Origin of the sequence: Pseudomonas sp. NLJ1, assembly GCF_049486705.1 — a bacterium.
Classification (GTDB): Bacteria; Pseudomonadota; Gammaproteobacteria; order Pseudomonadales; family Pseudomonadaceae; genus Aquipseudomonas; species Aquipseudomonas inefficax.
Map to the genome: position 1 here is coordinate 369888 of NZ_CP137735.1, position 19906 is coordinate 389793.

At 64.4% G+C, this 19906-nt stretch carries 12 protein-coding genes; 3 read left to right on the forward strand and 9 right to left on the reverse strand.

Features of this window, described 5'->3' with window-relative positions; translation table 11 throughout:
- Positions 1-42 precede the first annotated feature (42 nt).
- From R9B85_RS01650 to pgm, 4 genes are all read right to left on the reverse strand, one after another.
- Positions 43-2448 (reverse strand): TonB-dependent siderophore receptor, encoded by a 2406-nt coding sequence (locus R9B85_RS01650; RefSeq protein WP_423770764.1) that lies wholly within the window; start codon positions 2446-2448, stop codon positions 43-45.
- 66 nt (positions 2449-2514) lie between these two features.
- The gene (locus tag R9B85_RS01655; RefSeq protein ID WP_112252575.1) at positions 2515-3459 is read right to left on the reverse strand and encodes a FecR domain-containing protein; all 945 of its coding nucleotides are present in this window, start codon (positions 3457-3459) and stop codon (positions 2515-2517) included.
- Positions 3459-3968, reverse strand: coding sequence for a sigma-70 family RNA polymerase sigma factor (locus R9B85_RS01660; protein WP_112252576.1), 510 nt, complete (start codon positions 3966-3968; stop codon positions 3459-3461). The genes R9B85_RS01655 and R9B85_RS01660 overlap by 1 nt, the downstream gene beginning before the upstream one ends.
- 78 nt (positions 3969-4046) lie before the next feature.
- Complete coding sequence (gene pgm / locus R9B85_RS01665) at positions 4047-5684, reverse strand: phosphoglucomutase (alpha-D-glucose-1,6-bisphosphate-dependent) (protein WP_375149466.1); 1638 nt, start codon at positions 5682-5684, stop codon at positions 4047-4049.
- A 322-nt stretch (positions 5685-6006) separates the two neighbouring features.
- Here pgm and R9B85_RS01670 point away from each other — a divergent pair, with 322 nt between their 5' ends.
- The 3 genes from R9B85_RS01670 (at position 6007) to R9B85_RS01680 (ending at position 8201) form a co-directional block, all read left to right on the forward strand.
- Positions 6007-6654 (forward strand): DUF1345 domain-containing protein, encoded by a 648-nt coding sequence (locus R9B85_RS01670; RefSeq protein WP_013972973.1) that lies wholly within the window; start codon positions 6007-6009, stop codon positions 6652-6654.
- Between the two features lie 121 nt (positions 6655-6775).
- The gene (locus tag R9B85_RS01675) at positions 6776-7633 is read left to right on the forward strand and encodes an RHS repeat-associated core domain-containing protein (protein ID WP_243432390.1); all 858 of its coding nucleotides are present in this window, start codon (positions 6776-6778) and stop codon (positions 7631-7633) included.
- Between the two features lie 307 nt (positions 7634-7940).
- Positions 7941-8201 carry a DUF1652 domain-containing protein gene (locus R9B85_RS01680; RefSeq protein ID WP_013972974.1) on the forward strand — a complete coding sequence of 87 codons (261 nt, stop codon included), beginning with the start codon at positions 7941-7943 and terminating at the stop codon, positions 8199-8201.
- Here R9B85_RS01680 and R9B85_RS01685 read toward each other — a convergent pair.
- The 5 genes from R9B85_RS01685 to R9B85_RS01705 form a co-directional block, all read right to left on the reverse strand.
- Positions 8198-10288, reverse strand: coding sequence for a putative bifunctional diguanylate cyclase/phosphodiesterase (locus R9B85_RS01685; protein ID WP_313855263.1), 2091 nt, complete (start codon positions 10286-10288; stop codon positions 8198-8200). The genes R9B85_RS01680 and R9B85_RS01685 overlap by 4 nt on opposite strands.
- Positions 10289-10561: 273 nt before the next feature.
- A complete protein-coding gene (locus R9B85_RS01690) occupies positions 10562-12049 on the reverse strand; it encodes an efflux transporter outer membrane subunit (RefSeq protein ID WP_313855265.1) in 1488 nt (495 codons plus the stop codon).
- Positions 12046-15153 (reverse strand): efflux RND transporter permease subunit, encoded by a 3108-nt coding sequence (locus tag R9B85_RS01695; protein WP_112252582.1) that lies wholly within the window; start codon positions 15151-15153, stop codon positions 12046-12048. Before R9B85_RS01695 ends, R9B85_RS01690 begins: the two co-directional genes overlap by 4 nt.
- Positions 15150-18248, reverse strand: coding sequence for an MdtB/MuxB family multidrug efflux RND transporter permease subunit (locus tag R9B85_RS01700; RefSeq protein ID WP_423770765.1), 3099 nt, complete (start codon positions 18246-18248; stop codon positions 15150-15152). Before R9B85_RS01700 ends, R9B85_RS01695 begins: the two co-directional genes overlap by 4 nt.
- Positions 18245-19567, reverse strand: a complete 1323-nt coding sequence (locus R9B85_RS01705; RefSeq protein WP_207878872.1) for an MdtA/MuxA family multidrug efflux RND transporter periplasmic adaptor subunit — start codon at positions 19565-19567, stop codon at positions 18245-18247. Before R9B85_RS01705 ends, R9B85_RS01700 begins: the two co-directional genes overlap by 4 nt.
- Positions 19568-19906: the final 339 nt, after the last annotated feature.

Below are 19906 nucleotides of genomic sequence, written 5' to 3' on the forward strand. Positions count from 1 at the left end.
CAAGGCCGCTCCTACAGGGAACGCGCCCACTTTTGAAATGGGCTAGAAACCCACTGTCGCCGACAGCAGGTAGGTACGCGGCGTAGACAGCGTCAGCCCCGGCTCGCTGTCATCCGAAGCTCCGGCCGAGCTCCAGTAGCGGTCGTCCAGCACATTCTCGACACTGGCACGCAAGGTAACCTGGGTGGCATCCACTTTGAACGCATAACGCGCCCCCACATCGTAACGCTCCCAACCGTCGATCTGCTTGCTGTTGTTCTGGTCCAGGTACTGCGAGCTCGAGTGGATGCCTCGCGCCGTCAGGGTCAGGCCGTTCACTCCAGGCACGTCCCATTCCGCGCCGAGGTTGACGTTGTACTCGGGCGTGGCCGGCGCGCGGTTGCCATCGTAGGCACCACCGATGGTGTCGGTCAGTTCACTGTCGATGTACATCACCCCGCCCAGCACGCGCACGCCTTGCACGGGTTCGCCGAACACGCTCAGTTCGATACCGCGGTTGTCGCGCTTGCCATTGAGGCCGAACACCCGCGATGTGGGGTTGGTTTCGTAGGCGGGCTGGCGGATGCGGAAGGCACTGGCAGTGAAGGCAACCTGACCCAGGTCGTACTTGGCCCCCACCTCGACCTGGCGGCTGGTGAACGGCGGGAAGATCTGGTCTTCGTTGACCGATGTCGACGGCGCGATCTTGCCCTGGCTCAGGCCCTCCATGTAGTTGGCATACAACGACAGCTGGTCGCTGACCTTGAGCAGCACGCCGCCCGAAGGCGACACCTTCTCTTCATCGTAGGCGGTATCGCCCTTGATACCGTCGCTCCAGTCATCCACCTGCACCCGCTGCCAGCGCGCCCCCAGGGTCAGCAACAGGCGGTCGTCGAAGAAACCCAGGGTGTCGGCCAGGGCCACGCCGGAAAAGCGGTTTTCCGTGTACACCTCGGGGTCGATGCGGGTTGGCGTGCCAGGTATCGGCGTGGCTATCGGATGGTAGAGGTTGCTGGGCGCCGAGGCATAGCGGGCGCCGCCGTTGGTGAAGTCCATGTAGAAGTAGCTGGCGGCCAGGTTAAGCTCGTGGCTGACCGGCCCGGTATGGAACCAGTTGCGCACGCCGGCCATGGCGGTACGCACGGTTTCATCCCGGGTGAAGTCGCGCGGCTGCACGGTGAAGTCGCCGGCATCGTTGCTGATGGACACGTTGTGGCGCAGGAAGTCATGGTTGCTCTTGCGCGCACCGACCGCGCCATATGCCAGCAGCGACTCGCTGATATCGTACTCGGCATGCAGCGCGCCGAAGGTGTCGTTGGTACGCGCCTTGCTCCAGGCCTGGGCGTAGTTGTGGCGCACGTCGCTGGCATCCGGCACCTTGGCATTGGCACCAACCAGCACCCGCTCCTGCGGTGCATCGGTGTCGCGCTCGGTATGGCCCAGGTCTGCCGAAAGCCGCAGGCGCTCGCCACGAAAATCCAGGCCCAGCACCGCCATTTCGCGCTCGACACGCTGGTGATCCCATTCGGTGTCGCCCGCCTGTTTCACGCCGTTGAAGCGCACGCCGAACTGCTGGCCTTCGCCAAAGCGCCGGCCAACGTCCACCGCGCCGCCTGCCTGGCCAGCAGAGGCATAGCTACCGGTAAACTCGGTTAGCGGCTGGTCACCGGCCCGCTTGGGCTGCACATTGATGCCGCCGCCGACACTGCCTCGCGGCGAGATGCCGTTGATCAACTGGCTGGGGCCTTTGATGATGTCGACCCGGTCGGCCATTTCCATGTCGATCGAGTAGGTCGGCAGGATGCCGTACAGGCCGTTGTAGGCCACATCGCTGTTGAACAGGCTGAAGCCGCGAATGGTGAACTGCTCGAAGCGCCCACCCGCCGGGTTGGTGGCGCGCACCGAGGGGTCGCTGGCGATCAGTTCGCCCAAGGTCCGCGCCTGCTGGTTCTTCACCAGTTCGCTGGTGTAGCTGGTGATGCTGAACGGGGTTTCCATGAAGTCACGCGTGCCCAGCAGGCCCTGTGAACCCTGACGTGCCACCTGGCCACCGGCATAAGGTTGCGTTTCGTTGCCTGCGGCCAGGCCACCGACAATGCTGGTCGGGGCGATTTCCAGCGCACCACTCGCCTGGGGGGCCGGCATCAACGTGAAAGCGCCCTCGCCCACCGGCAACAACTGCAAGCCGCTGCCGCGCAGCAACTGGGTGAAGCCTTCGCCGACACTGTAGCTGCCGGACAGGCCATTGCTCTGCCGGCCGTTGACCAGCGCCGGGTCCAGCGACAGGCTGACCCCGGCCTGGTCGGCAAACTGGGTGAGTGCCGCACCCAGGCTTGTGGCGGGCACCTGATAGCTGCGCCGGGCGGGTTCGTCGGCCCAGGCCGGTGCACACAACAGCAGGCTCATGGCGAACAACGGATGTGCCGCACGCACCAGTGGGCGCAGGCGGCAGGACATGATAACTGGCATTGAACAGGGCTCCCCTTTGTTTGCTCCTACCGGTAATGACCGGTGAGTGGAGAAAAGGGGACAGCCTCATGCACGATTTTCTCGCGCGGCCAGGCTCACCCAGTAACGCGTGCGTGTGTGCACCTGCAACGGCAGGCTGGCGGCGAGCAAGGCCAGCACCCGGTCGGTGTCATCGAGGCGGAACGTGCCGGTCACGCGCAGGGCCTCCAGTTCGGGCGCCCAGCGCAGCACGCCGGGGCGGTACCTGCGCAGCTCGTGCAGCAGCTCGCCCAAGGGGCGATCCTCCAGCCGCAGTACCCCTTCGCGCCAGCCCAGCAGCCATGCGTCCAGGCCGGTGACAGGGCCAACCCCGGCCACTTGCAGGCTGGCCTGCTGCCCGGCCTGCAGCAGCAGCGCCGGGCCTTGCCGCGGCTGCAGGTTGGCCGTGCCCTTGAGCACCGATACCCGGCAAGCCTGATCGACCAGGCGCAGGCACACCTCACCGGCATCCAGCGCGACCTGGCCATACGGCACCTGCAACGTCAGGCTCAGGTTGCCGGGCAACCTGACCGCCACTTCGCCACGCAGCAATGTCAGGCGACGGGCACCCAGGTCGATATCCACCGCACTGTCGCTGTTCAACTGCACGAATGTGCCATCGCTCAGCGGCACTTGTCGGCGCTCCCCGACCGCAGTATGCATGTCGGCAGTCCAGGCTTCCAACGGCAGCTCGCGGCTTGCCAGCCAGGCCGCCGGCAACAATGCCGCCACGCCCAGGGCCTGCTTGAGCAGCGCCCGGCGGCCGGCATCCGGGCGGTCCAGGGTGGCCATGGCCACTGCGCCGGGTAGTGCGGAAAAGCGCTGGCGCAACAGCAGTGCCTTTTGCCAGGCGTGTTCGTGCAAGGTGCTGCTGGTACGCCATTGTTCCAGGCGCTGCAGGTCACTCGCGCTGGCAGCGCCAGAGTCCACCAGCGCCAGCCAGCGGGCGGCGGCCCGCAGTGCCTCGCGGATTTCGGGGGAATGGGTGGTCATTACAGTTCGGCCAGCAGGCAATGCTCGTAGGCCTGCGCCATGTAGCGTTTGACCGAGCGCTCGCAAACGCCCAGGCGCTTGCCGATCTCGGCATAGCCCAGGCCCTCCAGCTGGCTCCAGAGAAAGGCCTTGCGTACCGGTGCCTTGAGGCCGTCGAGCAACTCGTCGAGGGCTTGCAGGGTTTCCAGCAGCAGCCAACGCTGCTCTGGCGAGGGCACATGCTGCTCGGGCAACTGCGCCAGTGCATCGAGGTAGGCTTGTTCCAGGCTGCGCCGCTGGTGAAAGTTGCTCAGCAGGCGCTTGCCCACGGTCAGCAGGTAGGCACGCGGTTCGCGAATTTCTGCCAGCGGCTGCGCGCTGGCCAGGATACGCAGGAAGGTATCCTGGCTGAGGTCGGCGGCATCCCAGGCATTGCCCATGCGCCGCCGCAGCCAGGTTTCCAGCCAGCCGCGATGGGCCCGGTACAGGGCAGGCAGGCTATGCTCCGGTGGCGGCGCGGCGTCGATCATGGGAAAGGCCCTGCGGTGGTGTAAATAAGATTAATTCTAATTTACACCACGCCGCAGAACCAAGCGGTTTGTTACCTGTCAGGCAATCGCCGCATCCACCAGCACCTGCGCTTCCTGCACCAGGCGCTGCAGATGCGCCTCGTCGATGAAGCTTTCGGCGTAGATCTTGTAGATATCCTCGGTGCCCGACGGGCGCGCGGCAAACCAGCCATTAGCGGTCATCACCTTCAGCCCGCCAATCGCCTGGCCGTTGCCCGGCGCATGGCTGAGGATCTGCACGATCGGCTCACCCGCCAGCTCGGTCGACTTCACCTGCTCCGGCGCCAGCTTGCTCAGCAAAGCCTTCTGCCGGGCATCGGCCTTGGCTTCGACACGGGTGGCGAACGGCTTGCCCAGCGCCTCGGTCAGGTCGGCGTAGGCCTGGCTCGGGTTGCGCCCGGTGCGGGCGGTCATCTCGGCAGCCAGCAAGGCCGGGATCAGCCCGTCCTTGTCGGTAGCCCAGACCGAGCCGTCGCGGCGCAGGAACGACGCCCCCGCGCTTTCCTCGCCACCAAAGCCCAGCGTGCCGTCGAACAGGCCCTGGGCGAAGAACTTGAAGCCCACCGGCACTTCGTACAGTTCACGGCCCAGGCGCTGGGTAACGCGGTCGATCAGTCCGCTGGAGACCACGGTCTTGCCAACGGCGGCATCGCTGCGCCATTGCGGGCGGTGGCGATACAGGTAGTCGATGGCCACGGCCAGGTAGTTGTTCGGCTGCAGCAGGCCATCGGGGGTGACGATGCCATGGCGGTCGTGGTCCGGGTCGCAGGCGAAGGCCACGTCGAAGCGTTCGCGCAGGCCGATCAGGCCCTGCATGGCGTAGGGCGAGGATGGGTCCATGCGGATCTGGCCGTCCCAGTCGACGGTCATGAAGCGGAAGGTCGGGTCGACCTCGGTGTTCACCACTTCAAGGTCCAACTTGTAATGCTCGGCAATCGCCGACCAATAGCGCACCCCTGCTCCGCCCAGCGGGTCGACGCCCAGGCGCAGCTTGGCGCCGCGGATGATGTCGAAGTCGATGACGTTTTCCAGGTCGGCCACGTAGTTGCTCACGTAGTCGTGACGCTGGGTGGTGGATGCCTGCAGCGCCTGGGCATGGTCCATGCGCTTGACGCCCGCCAGGTCAGCAGCCAGCAGTTCGTTGGCCTTGGCCTCGATCCACTTGGTCACGTCGCTGTCGGCCGGGCCGCCATTGGGCGGGTTGTACTTGAAGCCACCGCTTTGCGGCGGGTTGTGCGACGGGGTGATGACGATGCCGTCGGCCAGGCCCTGCTCGCGGCCACGGTTATGGCAGAGGATGGCATGGGAAACCGCTGGTGTTGGCGTGTATTCGTCGTCCTTGGACAGCATTACCTGCACGCCATTGGCAGCCAGCACTTCCAGGGCGCTGGCGGTAGCCGGTGCCGACAGTGCGTGGGTGTCGGCGCCGATGAACAGCGGGCCATCGATGCCCTTCTCCTGGCGATACAGGCAGATGGCCTGGGTAATGGCCAGGACGTGGTACTCGTTGAAGCTCAATTCAAGCGAAGTGCCACGGTGCCCCGAGGTGCCGAAGGCCACCCGCTGGGCCGCCACGGCAGCGTCGGGGCGGCCGGTGTAGTAGGCGGTGAGCAGTCGGGGAATATCGACCAGCACGCTGGCCGGAGCCGGCTTGCCTGCCAAAGGACTGAGCGTCATGCAGTAACCTCGAGTTCAACGGATGTTGGTGTTGGAGCGTGCAGTGTACTGAGAGTTGCAATGCCGCGCGATGGGCGGCGGCAAAGAATCAGTGAGCACACCGCATACCCTGTGGGAGCGGCTTTAGCCGCGAAGAATCCAACGCGGTGCATGGCACCGGCTGCGCCGGTGTTCGCGGCTAAAGCCGCTCCCACAGGGTACTTGCCAGCCACCGCGGTGGCTGCTTCGCGGGCTCGCCCGCTCCCACAATGGACCCGAGCATGTCCATCATCTCTGTAATGACCGGCTAGAGTGGTAGCCATACCCCCGAAAACGAGGCCCCATGGCTTTCCACCGCCTGACCCACACCCACCCGCGCCTGAGCATCGCCACTGTGGTCGGCCTGCTCGGCGCCTGGCTGATCCCCGCCAGCGACAGCGTGCAGCACATCCTCGCCGGCTGGAATCTTGGCGTATGGCTGTACCTGCTGCTGGTGCTCTACCTGACCTTGAGCGCCAATGCGGAAAAGGTACGCAAGGTCGCCCGCGTCGAAGACGAAAACGCCGGCCTGGTCCTGCTCACCGTGTGCATCGCCGCCATCGCCAGCCTCGCCGCCGTCACCCTGCAACTGGTGTCCAGCCGTGGCCTGCAAGGCACGGCGCTGGTCGTGCACTACCTCTACACCGGCCTGACCGTGGCCGGCTCCTGGCTATTAATCGGCTGCATTTTCAGCCTGCACTACGCGCGGCTGTTCTATACCGGACAAAACCACGAACCGCCGCTGCGCTTCGCCGATGGCGAGCGCAACCCCGATTACTGGGACTTCCACTATTTCTCGTTCACCATCAGCGTGGCGGTACAAACCTCCGACGTGGGCGTCGCTGGGCGGGGCCTACGGCGGGTGGTGCTGGCGCATTCGCTGGTGGGGTTCGTATTCAATACGGCGATCCTGGGGTTCACTATCAATATTGCAGCAGGACTTCTCGGCTGAGACCGGAGCGTTTACCTACCCGCCCCGAACACTGATATTTCTACCAGTAGACCCTAAGAGATAACCGAACTACATTCTTGCGAGTTACAAAATCCAAGTACTCGCATAGGGCCGTCCTACCATGCGTACCCATAATTTTTTCTATATGAAAGACACGCTTTGCAACGAAACAGGTACCACATCGAAACATTACCTGCGTGCACATGGGTTGGTCTTAGGTGAAAGTGGCTCCAACCTTGCCGCATTTCAACTGCTGCAATGTGATTTAGCGACGACTGTGTTGGGCCTCTCGACGACGCCCGCGAAATATAGATATACACCTTATGGTTTTCGAGAAACGAATGCCCAAATATCCGAACTTGGCCTTGCTGGTCAGCACCTGGACAAGCTCAGCGGATGCTACCCCTTGGGCAATGGGCATCGGTTCTATTCACCTGTGCTCAAGCGTTTCATTCGAGCGGATACACTGTCGCCATTTTCTGACGGCGGAATAAACGCCTATACCTATTGCCAGAACGACCCAATCAATCACCACGATCCCAGTGGACGACTGCGTCAGTGGCTAAGACGAAACGTATCAAGGTTGAATCGCTGGCTTTCCCCCGAAACACCGCCACCCTCCAGAAGAGGCTCTTTGAACACAGATACCATGCTGGAAATAGAGCCGAATGAACTTAGGGAAGTCACCGTCGGCTTGACACAGTGGCTAGCTAGTGATGTGGCAAATCATTTGAGACCTGTGAATAACGCTCTGAGAGTAATAAAAGACCAATGGAACAGGCTACCAGAACCGGTCCAGGAAGTGGTGACAGCCGCCGCGCTGATTGCCCTTGCTCCTCCAGTAGCTACAACTGCTCTGGCCGCAATAAGAACAAGCACGTTTTTACCTGTAACACCGGTTGGTTTCGTTAGAATTCTGGTTAACGGCCCGACCGATGTTGAAAGAGCCGCTCTGGGCTTGCGTCGAGATTCACTTTAAGCCCCGTTGACTGGTAAGGCAGCGTGAACCGCTTCGACCGCTCGTCCGAAAAGAGAGGGGATCGAATGTCGAGTACAGCGGTTCATTTCATCGGGCTGCATGCAGCTATCGACCGAGGAAAACGTTTGCCAGGTAGCCAGTCCCCAAAATACCAACCTGCAAAGGATGTGACCGCTGTCATGCATTAGCACATTTGTCGTATTTGCAGCCGAGAATACTCCGTGACAGGTGCTATGGTTACCTTCCCGGCGGCCGCATCGATGTGGCCACCCGCTCACCACGTCCAGGTACGGACAAGGAGGCTGGCATGAACAAGATGACGTTCCCCAACGCCTGCCAGGTGATGCGCTGGCATTTCCACCCGCTGGGCTTCGAAGCCAGCATGGATGCGCCACGCAGCATGGTCGCGCGGCTGTTCGACCGCGCCACCGGCGAAACCCTGCTGGCGATTGCCGGCATCCCCTGCTCGGCAATCATGGCCGCCGCCGACGTAGAGCGCATCATCGAGGCCGTCGAGGCGGAGATGGATACTTTCATGCCCGCCTTCACCCTGCGCGACGCGGTCTAGCCCGCTGCGGTACTTTCCTGGCGCATGGCCTGCAACTTGCCCATGAACTGCTCGGCCGGCACCGGCTGGCCCAGCAGGTAGCCTTGCAGCGAATCGCAGCCCAGGCGGGTCAGGAAGTCCTGCTGCCTGTCAGTCTCCACCCCTTCGGCAACGATGCGCAGCCCCAGCGCCTGGCCCAGCGCCACGATTGCCGAAACGATCGCCGCATCGTCGCTGTCCTGCTCCAGGTCGCGCACAAAACCGCGGTCGATCTTCAGCTCGTTGGCCGGCAGGCGCTTGAGGTACATCAGGCTGGAATAGCCGGTGCCGAAGTCATCGATAGACAGGTCCACGCCCATGTCGGACAGCCGCTGCAGCACCGTAAGGCTGGCATCGGCGTCGTGCATGGCGGTTGTTTCGGTAATTTCCAGGGTCAGGCAGTTGGCCGGCAGGCTGTTCTGCTGCAGGGCTCGGGCCACGCTGTCGACCAGCCCGGCATGGCAGAACTGGATGGCCGACAGGTTCACCGCCATGCGCCAGCCGTGGTGCCCCTGGTCCAGCCACTGACGCATCTGCCGGCAAGCCTCAATGAGCACCCATTCGCCAATGGGAATGATCAGGCCGGTCTTTTCTGCCAGGCCGATGAAACGGTCGGGCAGCAACAGGCCCTGCTGCGGGTGCTCCCAGCGCAACAACGCCTCGGCACCGATCGGTTGGCAATTCTGGGCGTCGAACTTGGGCTGGTAGTGCAGGCGGAACTGGCGCTGCTCCAGGGCCTGGCGCAGGTCCTGCAGTAACTGCAATTGCTGGCGGGCGTTGCTGTTCATCGACACGTCGAAGAAGCTGTAGCCGTTCTTGCCGGCGCTCTTGGCGTGGTACATGGCAGCGTCGGCATTGCGCAGCAGCTCGTGCTGGTCCTGGCCGTTGCCCGGATACAGGACGATGCCCAGGCTCGCCGTCAGTTGCAGATCATGCTCGGCCACGCGGAACGGCCGTGACACCAGGTTGACCTGCTTGACCGCCACATCCATGGCATCGTTCGGCTCGCGCAACTGCACCAGCAGCACGAACTCGTCGCCGCCGATGCGCGCCAGGGTGTCCTGGCTGTGCAGGTGCCCGCGCAAACGCGCCGCCACGGCCTTGAGCAGCAAGTCGCCGACGTGGTGGCCAAAGGCATCGTTGACTGGCTTGAAGCCGTCCAGGTCGATGAACATCAGGGCAAAGCAGCCGCCCTGCTCCGCTACCTTGGCGATGGCCTGCTCGATGCGGTCGGCCAGCAGGGTACGGTTGGGCAGGTCGGTGAGGGTATCGTGCAGGGCCAGTTGGGTCAGTTCCTGGTTGGCCAGGGTCAGCGAGCGGGCCAGCTCGGCGGTGCGCGCCTCCAGGCGGGCGTCCAGCACCGAGGTGAGCAGAGCCACCGCCAATACCGCCAGGGTGGTGATCAACACCAGGTAGACCAGGCCGTCGCCTTGCAGGCCGCCCCCTGCCAGGGCACCACAGAAGCTGCCTTCGGGGAAGTTCGCCGCGGCCATGCCGGTGTAGTGCATGCCGACGATCGCAAAACCCATCACCACCGCCGCCAGGCCGCGAATCTGCCGCACATAGGGGGTATGCGCGCGCAGACGGAAGGCGATCCACAAGGCCGCTGCCGAGGCGCCCACGGCAATCAGCAGCGAAGCACCGAACAGCGTCGGGTCATAGTCGATGCCCGGCAGCATGCGCAGCGCGGCCATGCCGGTGTAGTGCATGCAGGCGATGCCGGCGCCCATGATCAGCGCGCCAAATGCCAGCTGCTGCCACGGCAGGCTCGGCTGGCTGACCAGCCACAAGGCAAAGCCCGAGGACAACACGGCAATCAGCAACGAGAACGCGGTCAGGGCAAGGTCATAGCCCAGTTCGATGGGCAGGCTGAAGGCGAGCATGCCGATGAAGTGCATCGACCACACGCCGATGCCCATGGCCAGCGCGCCACCCCCCATCCACAGGCAGGCAGCCCGGCCTTTGGCCGTGGCGATGCGGCCGGTCAGGTCAAGGGCGGTATAGGACGCCAGGATTGCCACGCACAGCGAAATCAACACCAGCGAAGAGGAGTAGCTACCGGTCAGCATTGGGAGTTCCAGCGACGGGACGGGAGGCCCGGAAAAAGCTGACGATTGTACTCAAGCTTAGGCGAAACGCACGGGGTTTTTGCGAATGGGAATGGATCCAAAGACTGCGAGGGCCTGGATGGATGCGCGGTAGCTGTAGGAGCGGCCTTGTGTCGCGATCGGGCTGCGAAGCGGCCCCAGCGATCTGTGCTTGTACACAACGTTCTGGGGCCGCTCTGCGGCCCGATCGCGACACAAGGCCGCTCCTACAGGGGGGCGCGACCGCAGGTCGATTCAGTCCTGCTCGGCAAACGCCTGTTCGGCCTGCCAACCACCACCCAGCGCGGCAACCAGTTGCACGCTGGCGACCAGGCGCCCCTGCAGCAGGTTCAACACACTGCGCTCGTTGCTCAGTGCCGTGGTCTGCACGTTGACCACATCCAGGTAGCCGATCAGCCCGGCGCGGTACTGGTTCTCGGTCAGGCGCAGCGACTCGCGGGCGGCATCCAGTGCCTCCTGGCGCACTACCGCTTCATCGCCATACACCTTCAACTGTACCAGCAGGTTTTCCACTTCCTTGAAGCCGTCAAGCACGGTCTGGCGGTACTGCGCCACGGTCTGGTCATACACCGCCACCGTGCGGTCCACCTCGGCACTGCGCTTGCCGGCGTCGAACAAAGTCAGCGCCAGTTGCGGGCCCACCGACCAGTAACGGTTGGGCAGTTCGATCCAGTTGCTGAAGCTGCTGCTGGAGTAACCGCCACTCATGCTCAGGCTCAGGTCCGGGAAGTACGCCGCCCGCGACACGCCGATGTTGGCGTTGGCAGCCATCACGTTGCGTTCGGCCGCAGCGATGTCCGGGCGCCGCTCCAGCAACTGCGAGGGCAAGGCCACGGGAATTTGCGGCAGCGCCGGAATGGCCTTGCTGTCGGCCAGGGCGAAGTCGGCCGGGGCCTTGCCCAGCAACACGGCAATGGCGTTCTCGAACTGTGCGCGCTGCCAGACCAGGTCGATCAGATCAGCCTCGGTGCTTTTCAGCTGGGTACGCGCCTGGGCCACCGCGTCCGGGCCGGCGACACCGGCGCGGTACTGGTTTTCGTTCATCCGCAGGGAACGTTCATAAGCTGCCACGGTGGCTTCCAACAGGCGCTTCTGCTCGTCGATCACCCGCAACTGCAGGTAGTTCTGCACCAGTTCGGACTGCTGGCTGAGGCGGATCGAGGCCAGGTCGGCCAGGCTGGCTTCGGCACTGGCTTCGTTGGCGTTGAGGGCCTCGCGCAGCTTGCCCCACAGGTCGATTTCCCAGCTGACACCGAGCTGGGCGTTGTAGGTGTTGCGAATGCCGCTGCTGTTGTTGGACAGGCTCGAACTGGAGCTGCCGGTGCCCTGGGCCGAGCGGTTCTTGCCGACGCTCAGGTCCAGGCTGGGGAACAGTGCCGCCCGGCTGCTGCGCACCAGCGCCTGGGCCTGACGGTACTGGGCCTCCGATTGCGCCACGGTCTGGTTGCTGCGGTTGAGCTCTTCGACCAGCGCATTGAGCCCGGCATCACCGTAGATTTCCCACCAGGCGCCGCGGGCGATGGCATCGGACGGCGCGGCCTGAGTCCAGCCTTCGGCATGCTTGAACTGCGCCGTGCTGCTCAGCTCCGGGCGGTGGTAGTCCGGGCTCAGGGTGCAGGCACTGAGCAAGGCGACACACAACCCGGCGCCGAGCAGGCGCGAGCCACGCCCACGGGTCAGCGTCTGCAGGGCACGGTGAAGTGGGGTCTGGGCAAAAGTCATAGCGGGGTTTCCAGGGCGGCGTCGGTGCGCACGCCACGCCAACGGTTGAAACGGTGACGCAGGCGGTCCAGGTACAGGTAGACCACCGGTGTCGTGTAAAGGGTGAGGATCTGGCTGAACACCAGGCCGCCGATGATGGTCAGGCCCAGTGGCTGGCGCATTTCCGCGCCTTCGGCGTGGCTCAGCAGCAACGGCAAGGCACCGAGAATGGCCGCCAGGGTCGTCATCAGGATCGGCCGCAGGCGCAGCAGGCAGGCCCGGCGGATCGACTCTTCCGGTGTCAGCCCCTGGTGGCGCTCCAGCTGCAGGGCCAGGTCGATCATCAGGATGGCGTTTTTCTTCACCACGCCGATCAGCAGGAACAGCCCCAGCAGCGAGATCAGGCTGAACTCGCCACCGGTGACGTACAGCGCCAGCAAGGCACCGACGCCGGCCGAGGGCAGTGTCGAGAGGATGGTCAGCGGGTGAATGTAGCTTTCGTAGAGGATGCCCAGCACCAGGTAGACCAGCACCAGCGCGCCAAGGATCATCAGCGGCTGGCCTTCCTGGGTCTTGGCGAAGGCATCGGCACTGCCGCCGAGCCTGGCGATCACTTCCTCAGGCAAGCCCAGCTTGGCCACCGCGCGCTCCAGCGCCGCCATGGCCTGGTCGGGGCTGTAGCCTTCGGCGACATCGAAGGCGATGCTTTCAGCGGCGAACTGGCCTTCATGGCTGACCCGGTCGTTGGCCAGGCTGTTCTCGTAATGGGCGATGGTCGACAGCGGCACGCGTGCCCCGTCGGCGGTAATCACCTGCACCTGCTCGAGGGTGCTCGGGTCCCAGGCGTACTTCGGGTTGATCTCCAGCACCACCTGGTACTGGTTGAGGCTGTCGTAGATGGTGGAGATCTGCCGCTGGCTGTAGGCGTTGTTCAGTACCGTGGTGACCATGTCCATGTCGATGCCCAGGCGCTTGGCCTGGTCGCGGTCGACCACCAGGGTCACCTGCTGGGTGCCGGCGCCATCGCGAGCGTCGATGGCTGTCAGCTGCGGCAGTGCACGCAGCGCCGCCACCACTTTCGGGAACCATTCGCGCAGCGCCGCCAGGTCGCCGCTTTGCAGGGTATAGAGGTACTGCGACGAGGTCTGGTCACGGCCGCCGCCGCCCAGTTGCAGGTCCTGGTCGGCCATCAGGAACAGGCGCCCGCCTGGTACCTTGGGCATTTCCTTGCGCAGCCGCTCGATCACCTTCTGCGCGTCGATCTTGCGCTCGCTGATCGGCTTCAGGCGCACCAGCACGAAGGCGTTGTTGGTGCCGCTGTTGCCGCCGATGAAACCGGCAACGCTCTGCACCGCCGGGTCGGCCAGCAAGGCCCGGCGATACACTTCCATTTTCGGCTGCATCACGCTGAACGACAGGCCGTCGTCGCCGCGGATGAAGCCCATCAACTGGCCGGTATCCTGCTGCGGCATCAGCGTCTTGGGTACCACCACGTACAGGGCGATGTTGATGCCGATGGTAGCCAGCAGGCTGAACAGGGTCAGGCGCTTGTGGCGCAAGGCCCAGCCCAGGCTGCGGTCATAGGCGCCGACCATGCGCTGGTGCAACCGGTCGCTCCAGCGCTGCAGGCGGGTCTGCTCGGCCTGGTGCGGCTTGAGCCAGCGGGCACACAACATCGGTGTGAGGGTCAGCGATACCACCAGCGACACGATGATCGCCGCCGCCAGGGTGATGGAGAACTCCTGGAACAGGTTGCGCACGATGCCGCCCATGAACAGGATGGAGACGAACACTGCCACCAGCGACACGTTCATCGACAGCAAGGTGAAACCCACTTCCCTGGCACCCAGGAAGGCCGCTTTCATCGGCGGCTGGCCGTCCTCGATGTGCCGGGAGATGTTCTCCAGCACCACGATGGCGTCGTCCACCACCAGCCCGGTGGCAAGGATCAGCGCCATCAGCGACAGGTTGTTGAGCGAGAAACCGCACAGGTACATGACCGCGAAGGTGCCCACCAGTGACACCGGCACCGCCAGGCTGGGGATCAGCGAGGCACGCAGGCTGCCAAGGAACAGGTAGACCACAAGGATCACCAGCACCACGGCGATCAGCAGGGTGTGCTCGGCTTCCTTGAGGGTTGCCTTGATCACTGGCGAACGGTCCATGGCCACGTTCAGTTGCACGCTGGCCGGCAGCAGCGACTGCAGGGCCGGCAGCTGCGCCTTGATCTGGTCGACCGTTTCGATGATGTTGGCGCCGGTCTGGCGGTTGACCACCAGCAGCACCGCGCTTTGGTCATTGAAGAAGCCGCTGTTGTAGCGGTTCTCGACGCCATCGGTGATGGTTGCCACATCGGACAGGCGCAGGATGGTGCCGTTCTGCTGGCGGATCACCACGGGCTCGTAGTCCTTGGCGCTTTCCAGCTGGTCGTTGGCGCGCACCTGCCAGTTGCGCTCGGCGTCCTCGACAAAGCCCATCGGCCGGCGCTGGTTGGCGTTGGACACGGCAGTGCGCACTTCATCCAGCGACAGGCCGTACTGGTTGAGCAACTGCGGCTCCACGGCAATGCGCACCGCCGGCAGCGAACTGCCGCCGATCTGCACCTCCCCTACCCCGGGCACCTGGGCCAGGCTCTGCGACAGGATGGTGTCGGCCAGGTCGTACAGCTGGCCTTTCTGCAGCACATCCGAGGTCAGCGACAGCACCATGATCGGTGCCTGCGACGGGTTGATCTTCTTGTAGGTGGGCATGCTGCGCATACCGCTGGGCAGCAGGTTGCGGGTGGCGTTGATCGCCGCCTGCACCTCGCGCGCCGCACCGTCGATGTCGCGACCCATCTCGAAGCCGATGATCACCCGCGTGGAGCCCTGGTTGGAGCTGCTGGTCAGGGTGGTCACGCCGGCAATGCTGCCCAGCTTGCGCTCCAGCGGCGTGGCCACGGTGGACGCCATCACTTCCGGGCTGGCGCCGGACAGGTTGGCCGACACCACGATCACCGGGAAGTCCATCTGAGGCAGCGGTGCCACCGGCAGCAGGCCGAAGCTGACCCCGCCCAGCAGCATGATCGCCAGGCTCAACAGCATGGTCGCCACCGGGCGACGGATGAAAGGACCGGACAGGTTCATGCCTCGGCCTGCTTCACGTCAGTGGCCGGGCGCCAGCGGCGGGCCAGGCGGTCGAAGTACAGGTAGATGACCGGGGTGGTGAACAGCGTCAGCACCTGGCTGACCAGCAACCCGCCGACCATCACCAGGCCCAGCGGCTGGCGCAGCTCGGCGCCGGAACCGGTGGCGAACATCAGCGGCACGGCGCCGAACAGCGCGGCCAGGGTGGTCATCAGGATCGGCCGGAAGCGCAAAAGCGCCGCCTGGTAGATGGCATCGCGCGGGCTCATGCCCTGCTGGCGCTCGGCCTCGAGGGCGAAGTCGATCATCATGATCGCGTTCTTCTTGACGATGCCGATCAGCAGGATGATGCCGATGATGGCGATCATGCCCAGGTCGTTGCCACTGATGAGCAAGGCCAGCAAGGCGCCGACCGCCGCCGACGGCAGGGTCGAAAGAATGGTCACTGGGTGGATGTAGCTCTCGTACAGCACACCCAACACGATGTACATGGTCACCACCGCCGCCAGAATCAGCAGCAAGGTGCTCGACAGCGATGCCTGGAACGCCTCCGCCGCGCCCTGGAAGCGGGTCTGCACGCCTAGCGGCATGCCGATGTCCTTTTGCACCTGCTCGATCACCTGCACCGCCTCGCCCAGCGATGCGCCGTGGGCCAGGTTGAACGACAGGGTCACCGCCGGGAACTGGCCGATGTGGGAAATGGCCAGCTGGGCCTGGCGCTGCTCGATGCGCGCCAGCGCCGACAGGCGCACCTGGCCGCCATCGGTGGCCTTGACGTGGATCGACTCCAGCGCCTGCGGGCCGATCACCGCCGCATCCTGCGACTGCAGCACCACGCGGTACTGGCTGGCCTGGGTGTAGATGGTCGAGATCTGACGCTGGCCGAAGGCGTCATACAGGGCGTTGGTGATTTGCGACACGCTGATGCCCAGGCGGCCGGCCATGTCGCGGTCGATCACCAGGTACACCTGCAGGCCCTTGTCCTGCAGGTCGCTGGCCACGTCGGCCAGTTCCGGGCGCTGCTGCAGCGCCTGCACCAGATTGCCGCTCCACTGCGCCAGCAGGTCGGCGTCGGGCGACGAGAGGCTGAACTGGTACTGGGTCCGGCTGACCCGGTCCTCGATGCTCAGGTCCTGCACCGGCTGCATGAACAGGCGGATGCCCACCAGCCGATCGACTTGCGGCTGCAGGCGGTTGATCACCTCGCTGGCAGTGACATCACGCTCGCCATGGGGTTTGAGGTTGATCAGCAGGCGGCCGCTGTTGAGCGTGGCGTTGTCGCCATCGACACCAATGTAGGACGACAGGCTCTGCACCGCCGGGTCCTGCAGGATCACCTTGCTCAGCGCCTGCTGGCGTTCGCTCATGGCGGCGAACGAGGTGGACTGCGGCGCTTCGGAAATGCCCTGGATCACCCCGGTGTCCTGTACCGGGAAGAAGCCCTTGGGCACCACCATGTACAGGAATACGGTGAGCGCCAGGCTGGCCACGGCCACCAGCAGCGTCAGCGGCTGGCGCTTGAGGACCCACTGCAGGGCGCTACCGTAGTGCCTGATCAGCCAGTCGATCCAGGCGCCACTGGCGCGGTAGAAGCGCCCCTGTTCCTCTTCCCTGGGCTCGCGCTTGAGCAGGCGCGCGCACATCATCGGCGTGAGGGTCAGCGATACCACCAGGGAAATCAGGATGGCCACCGCCAGGGTAATGGCAAACTCGCGGAACAGGCGGCCGACCACATCGGCCATGAACAGCAGCGGGATCAGTACCGCGATCAGCGAGAAGGTCAGCGAGATCAGGGTGAAGCCGATTTGCCGGGCGCCCTTGAGCGCTGCTTGCAGGGGCGTCTCGCCCTCCTCGATGTGCCGGGAAATGTTCTCCAGCATGACGATGGCATCGTCGACCACGAAACCGGTGGCGATGGTCAGGGCCATCAGCGTCAGGTTGTTGACCGAGAAGCCGGCCAGGTACATCACGCCAAAGGTGCCGATCAGCGACAGTGGCACGGCGATCGACGGAATGAGGGTGGCGCTGAAACGACGCAGGAAGACGAACGTGACCATCACTACCAGGGCAATGGCGATCAGCAGTTCGTGCTGCACGTCCTTGACCGCGGCGCGGATGGTCTGGGTGCGGTCGGTGAGCACCGAAACATCCAGGCCAGCCGGCAGGTTGTCGGTGATCGACGGCAGCAGGGCCTTGATGCGGTCGACCACTTCGATGACGTTGGCGCCCGGCTGGCGCTGGATGTTCAGCAGCACCGCGTGGTTTTCATTGGCCCAGGCAGCCAGGCGCTCGTTTTCCGCGCCGTCGACGATTTCGGCCACGTCCTTCAGGCGCAGCGGTGCACCGTTGTTGTAGGCCAGGATCAGGTTGGCGTATTCCTCAGGGGAACGCAGCTGGTCGTTGGCGTCGAGCATCGACACCCGGGTCGGGCCGTCGAAGTTGCCCTTGGGCTGGTTGACGTTGGAAGCGCCGATCAGGGTGCGTACGTCCTCCAGGTTCAGGCCGTTGGCGGCCAGGGCATCGACGTTGACCTTGATCCGCACCGCCTGGCGCTGGCCACCGGCGATGCTGACCATGCCCACACCGCTGATCTGTGCGAGCTTCTGTGCCACACGGGTATCGACCAGGTCGTTGAGCTTGGGCAGCGACATGGTCTTGCTGGAGATGGCCAGGGTCAGCACCGGGGTGTCGGCCGGGTTGACCTTGTTGTACACCGGCGGCGCCGGAAGGTCGCTGGGCAGCAGGTTGCTGGCGGCGTTGATCGCGGCCTGCACCTGTTGCTCGGCAACGTCCATGTTCATGTCGAGGTTGAAGCGCAAGGTCAGCACCGAGGCGCCGCCGGAGCTGGTCGAGGCCATCTGCTCCAGGCCTGGCATCTGGCCGAACTGACGTTCGAGCGGCGCGGTAACCGCGCTGGTCATGACCTGCGGGCTGGCGCCTGGGTACAGGGTCATGACCCGGATGGTCGGGTAATCCACCTGCGGCAATGCGGAAACCGGCAGCAGCTTGTAGGCGATCAGGCCGGCCAGGACGATGGCCAGCATGCTCAGCGTGGTGGCAACCGGCCGCAGGATGAACAGACGCGAGAGGTTCATGCGCCCGCCTTGCCTGCTGCGCTACCAGGCTGTGCTTGACCGGGCTGCACATCGCCAGTGCTTGCCGAACCCTTGGCTTCCTGGCCTTGCAGGTGCTGGCCCGGGGTGGTCGGCACTTGCGAGCTGTCTTCGACAACTTCCACCTTGGTGCCTTCGCGCAGGCGGTCGGTGCCTTCCAGCACCAGGCGGTCGCCGGCCTTGAGGCCCTCGAGAATGACGCTGTTCTCGCCGTCGCTGGCGCCAACCTTGAGCTTGCGGATGTTGACCGTGTTCTGGTCATTGACCACGTAGGCGAAGGAGCCGTCATTGCCGAACTGGATGGCCGCCGCCGGGGCCATGGTCACCTGCTTGAGGGTGTCGGCCAGCAGGCGCACGTTGACGAACTGGTTGGGGAACAGGGCCAGGTCCTTGTTCTCGAAGCGGCCCTTGAACTTGAGGGTGCCGGTGGTGGTGTCGATCTGGTTGTCGATGCTGCCCAGCACGCCGGTGGACTGCAGCTTGCTGTCACTGCGGTCCCAGGCCTCGACCGGCAGGCTGGCGCCGCTGCGGTAGCGCTCCAGCACGGTGCTCAGCTCGGTTTCCGGCAGGGTGAAGGCAACGCTGATCGGCTCGGTCTGGGTGATCACCACCAGCGCGGTGGTGTCGTTGGCCGCCACCAGGTTGCCCAGGTCGAGCTGGCGCAGGCCCACACGGCCGTTGATCGGCGAGCGAATCTGGGTGAAATCGAGGTTGAGGCGGGCGTCGTTGACCTGCGCCTGGTTGGTCTTTACCAGCCCCTGGAACTGCGCCACCTGTGCTTCGGCGGTGTCGAGGGTTTGCTTGGCGATGCTGTCTTCGGCGTACAGGCCTTTATAGCGGGCCAGGTCGACCTGGGCGTTCTTCAGCTGCGCCTGGTTCTGCGCCAGGGTGCCTTCGGCCTGTTGCAGGGCGATGCGGTACGGGCGCGGGTCGATTTCGGCGAGCAGGTCGCCGGCCTTGACCTGCTGGCCTTCCTTGAAGTGGATCTTGACCAGCTCGCCAGCCACGCGGCTGCGCACGTTGACGGTGTTGGTCGCGGTGACTGTGCCCAGGGCCTTGTAGTAAAGCGGGAAGTCGCCCACCCGCACCGGCTCGACGCGCACCGGCACAGGGTCGCTGGAGCCACCAAAGCCCGGGCGGCCGCCCATCATGCCCATGCCCTTGCCACCGCGCCCGCCACCGGCTTCCTTGGGCGCAGGCGCTGCTGCGGGCCACAGCCACCAGGCCAGTGCAGCCACCAGCAGCAGGATCAACAGGCCAACGAGCCAGCGACGAGGGGAACGGGAATTGGACGCTTGCATGGGTTGAACGAACCTTGTTCGGAATGACGACTTGGGGAGGATGAACGATAAGCACTGGCTTCGTTTTAGCAAAGCGCCTTTACCAGAGGTTTACCTTTGCCTTACGTTGCCAAGGGGTTGAACTTTAAATGAAAACGGCCCGGAAATGGTTCCGGGCCGTTTACAGGGTGTTGCCTGGAGCGGTGGCGGGCTGAAAGGTTTCGGTTGCCTGTGCCGGCCCCTTCGCGGGTAAACCCGCTCCCACAGGGATATCACAGCTTTTGAAACCTGTGCCGTACCTGTAGGAGCGGGTTTACCCGCGAAGAGGCCGGTACAGGACTCAGCCGACCTACCCCACAA

Coding starts and splice junctions, on each gene's coding strand:
- R9B85_RS01695 (WP_112252582.1), bottom strand. CDS start 15,153: ATGAACCTGTCCGGTCCTTTCATCCGTCGCCCGGTGGCGACCATGCTG.
- R9B85_RS01650 (WP_423770764.1), bottom strand. CDS start 2,448: ATGCCAGTTATCATGTCCTGCCGCCTGCGCCCACTGGTGCGTGCGGCA.
- R9B85_RS01675 (WP_243432390.1), top strand. CDS start 6,776: ATGCGTACCCATAATTTTTTCTATATGAAAGACACGCTTTGCAACGAA.
- R9B85_RS01690 (WP_313855265.1), bottom strand. CDS start 12,049: ATGACTTTTGCCCAGACCCCACTTCACCGTGCCCTGCAGACGCTGACC.
- R9B85_RS01680 (WP_013972974.1), top strand. CDS start 7,941: ATGAACAAGATGACGTTCCCCAACGCCTGCCAGGTGATGCGCTGGCAT.
- R9B85_RS01655 (WP_112252575.1), bottom strand. CDS start 3,459: ATGACCACCCATTCCCCCGAAATCCGCGAGGCACTGCGGGCCGCCGCC.
- pgm (WP_375149466.1), bottom strand. CDS start 5,684: ATGACGCTCAGTCCTTTGGCAGGCAAGCCGGCTCCGGCCAGCGTGCTG.
- R9B85_RS01705 (WP_207878872.1), bottom strand. CDS start 19,567: ATGCAAGCGTCCAATTCCCGTTCCCCTCGTCGCTGGCTCGTTGGCCTG.
- R9B85_RS01670 (WP_013972973.1), top strand. CDS start 6,007: ATGGCTTTCCACCGCCTGACCCACACCCACCCGCGCCTGAGCATCGCC.
- R9B85_RS01685 (WP_313855263.1), bottom strand. CDS start 10,288: ATGCTGACCGGTAGCTACTCCTCTTCGCTGGTGTTGATTTCGCTGTGC.
- R9B85_RS01700 (WP_423770765.1), bottom strand. CDS start 18,248: ATGAACCTCTCGCGTCTGTTCATCCTGCGGCCGGTTGCCACCACGCTG.
- R9B85_RS01660 (WP_112252576.1), bottom strand. CDS start 3,968: ATGATCGACGCCGCGCCGCCACCGGAGCATAGCCTGCCTGCCCTGTAC.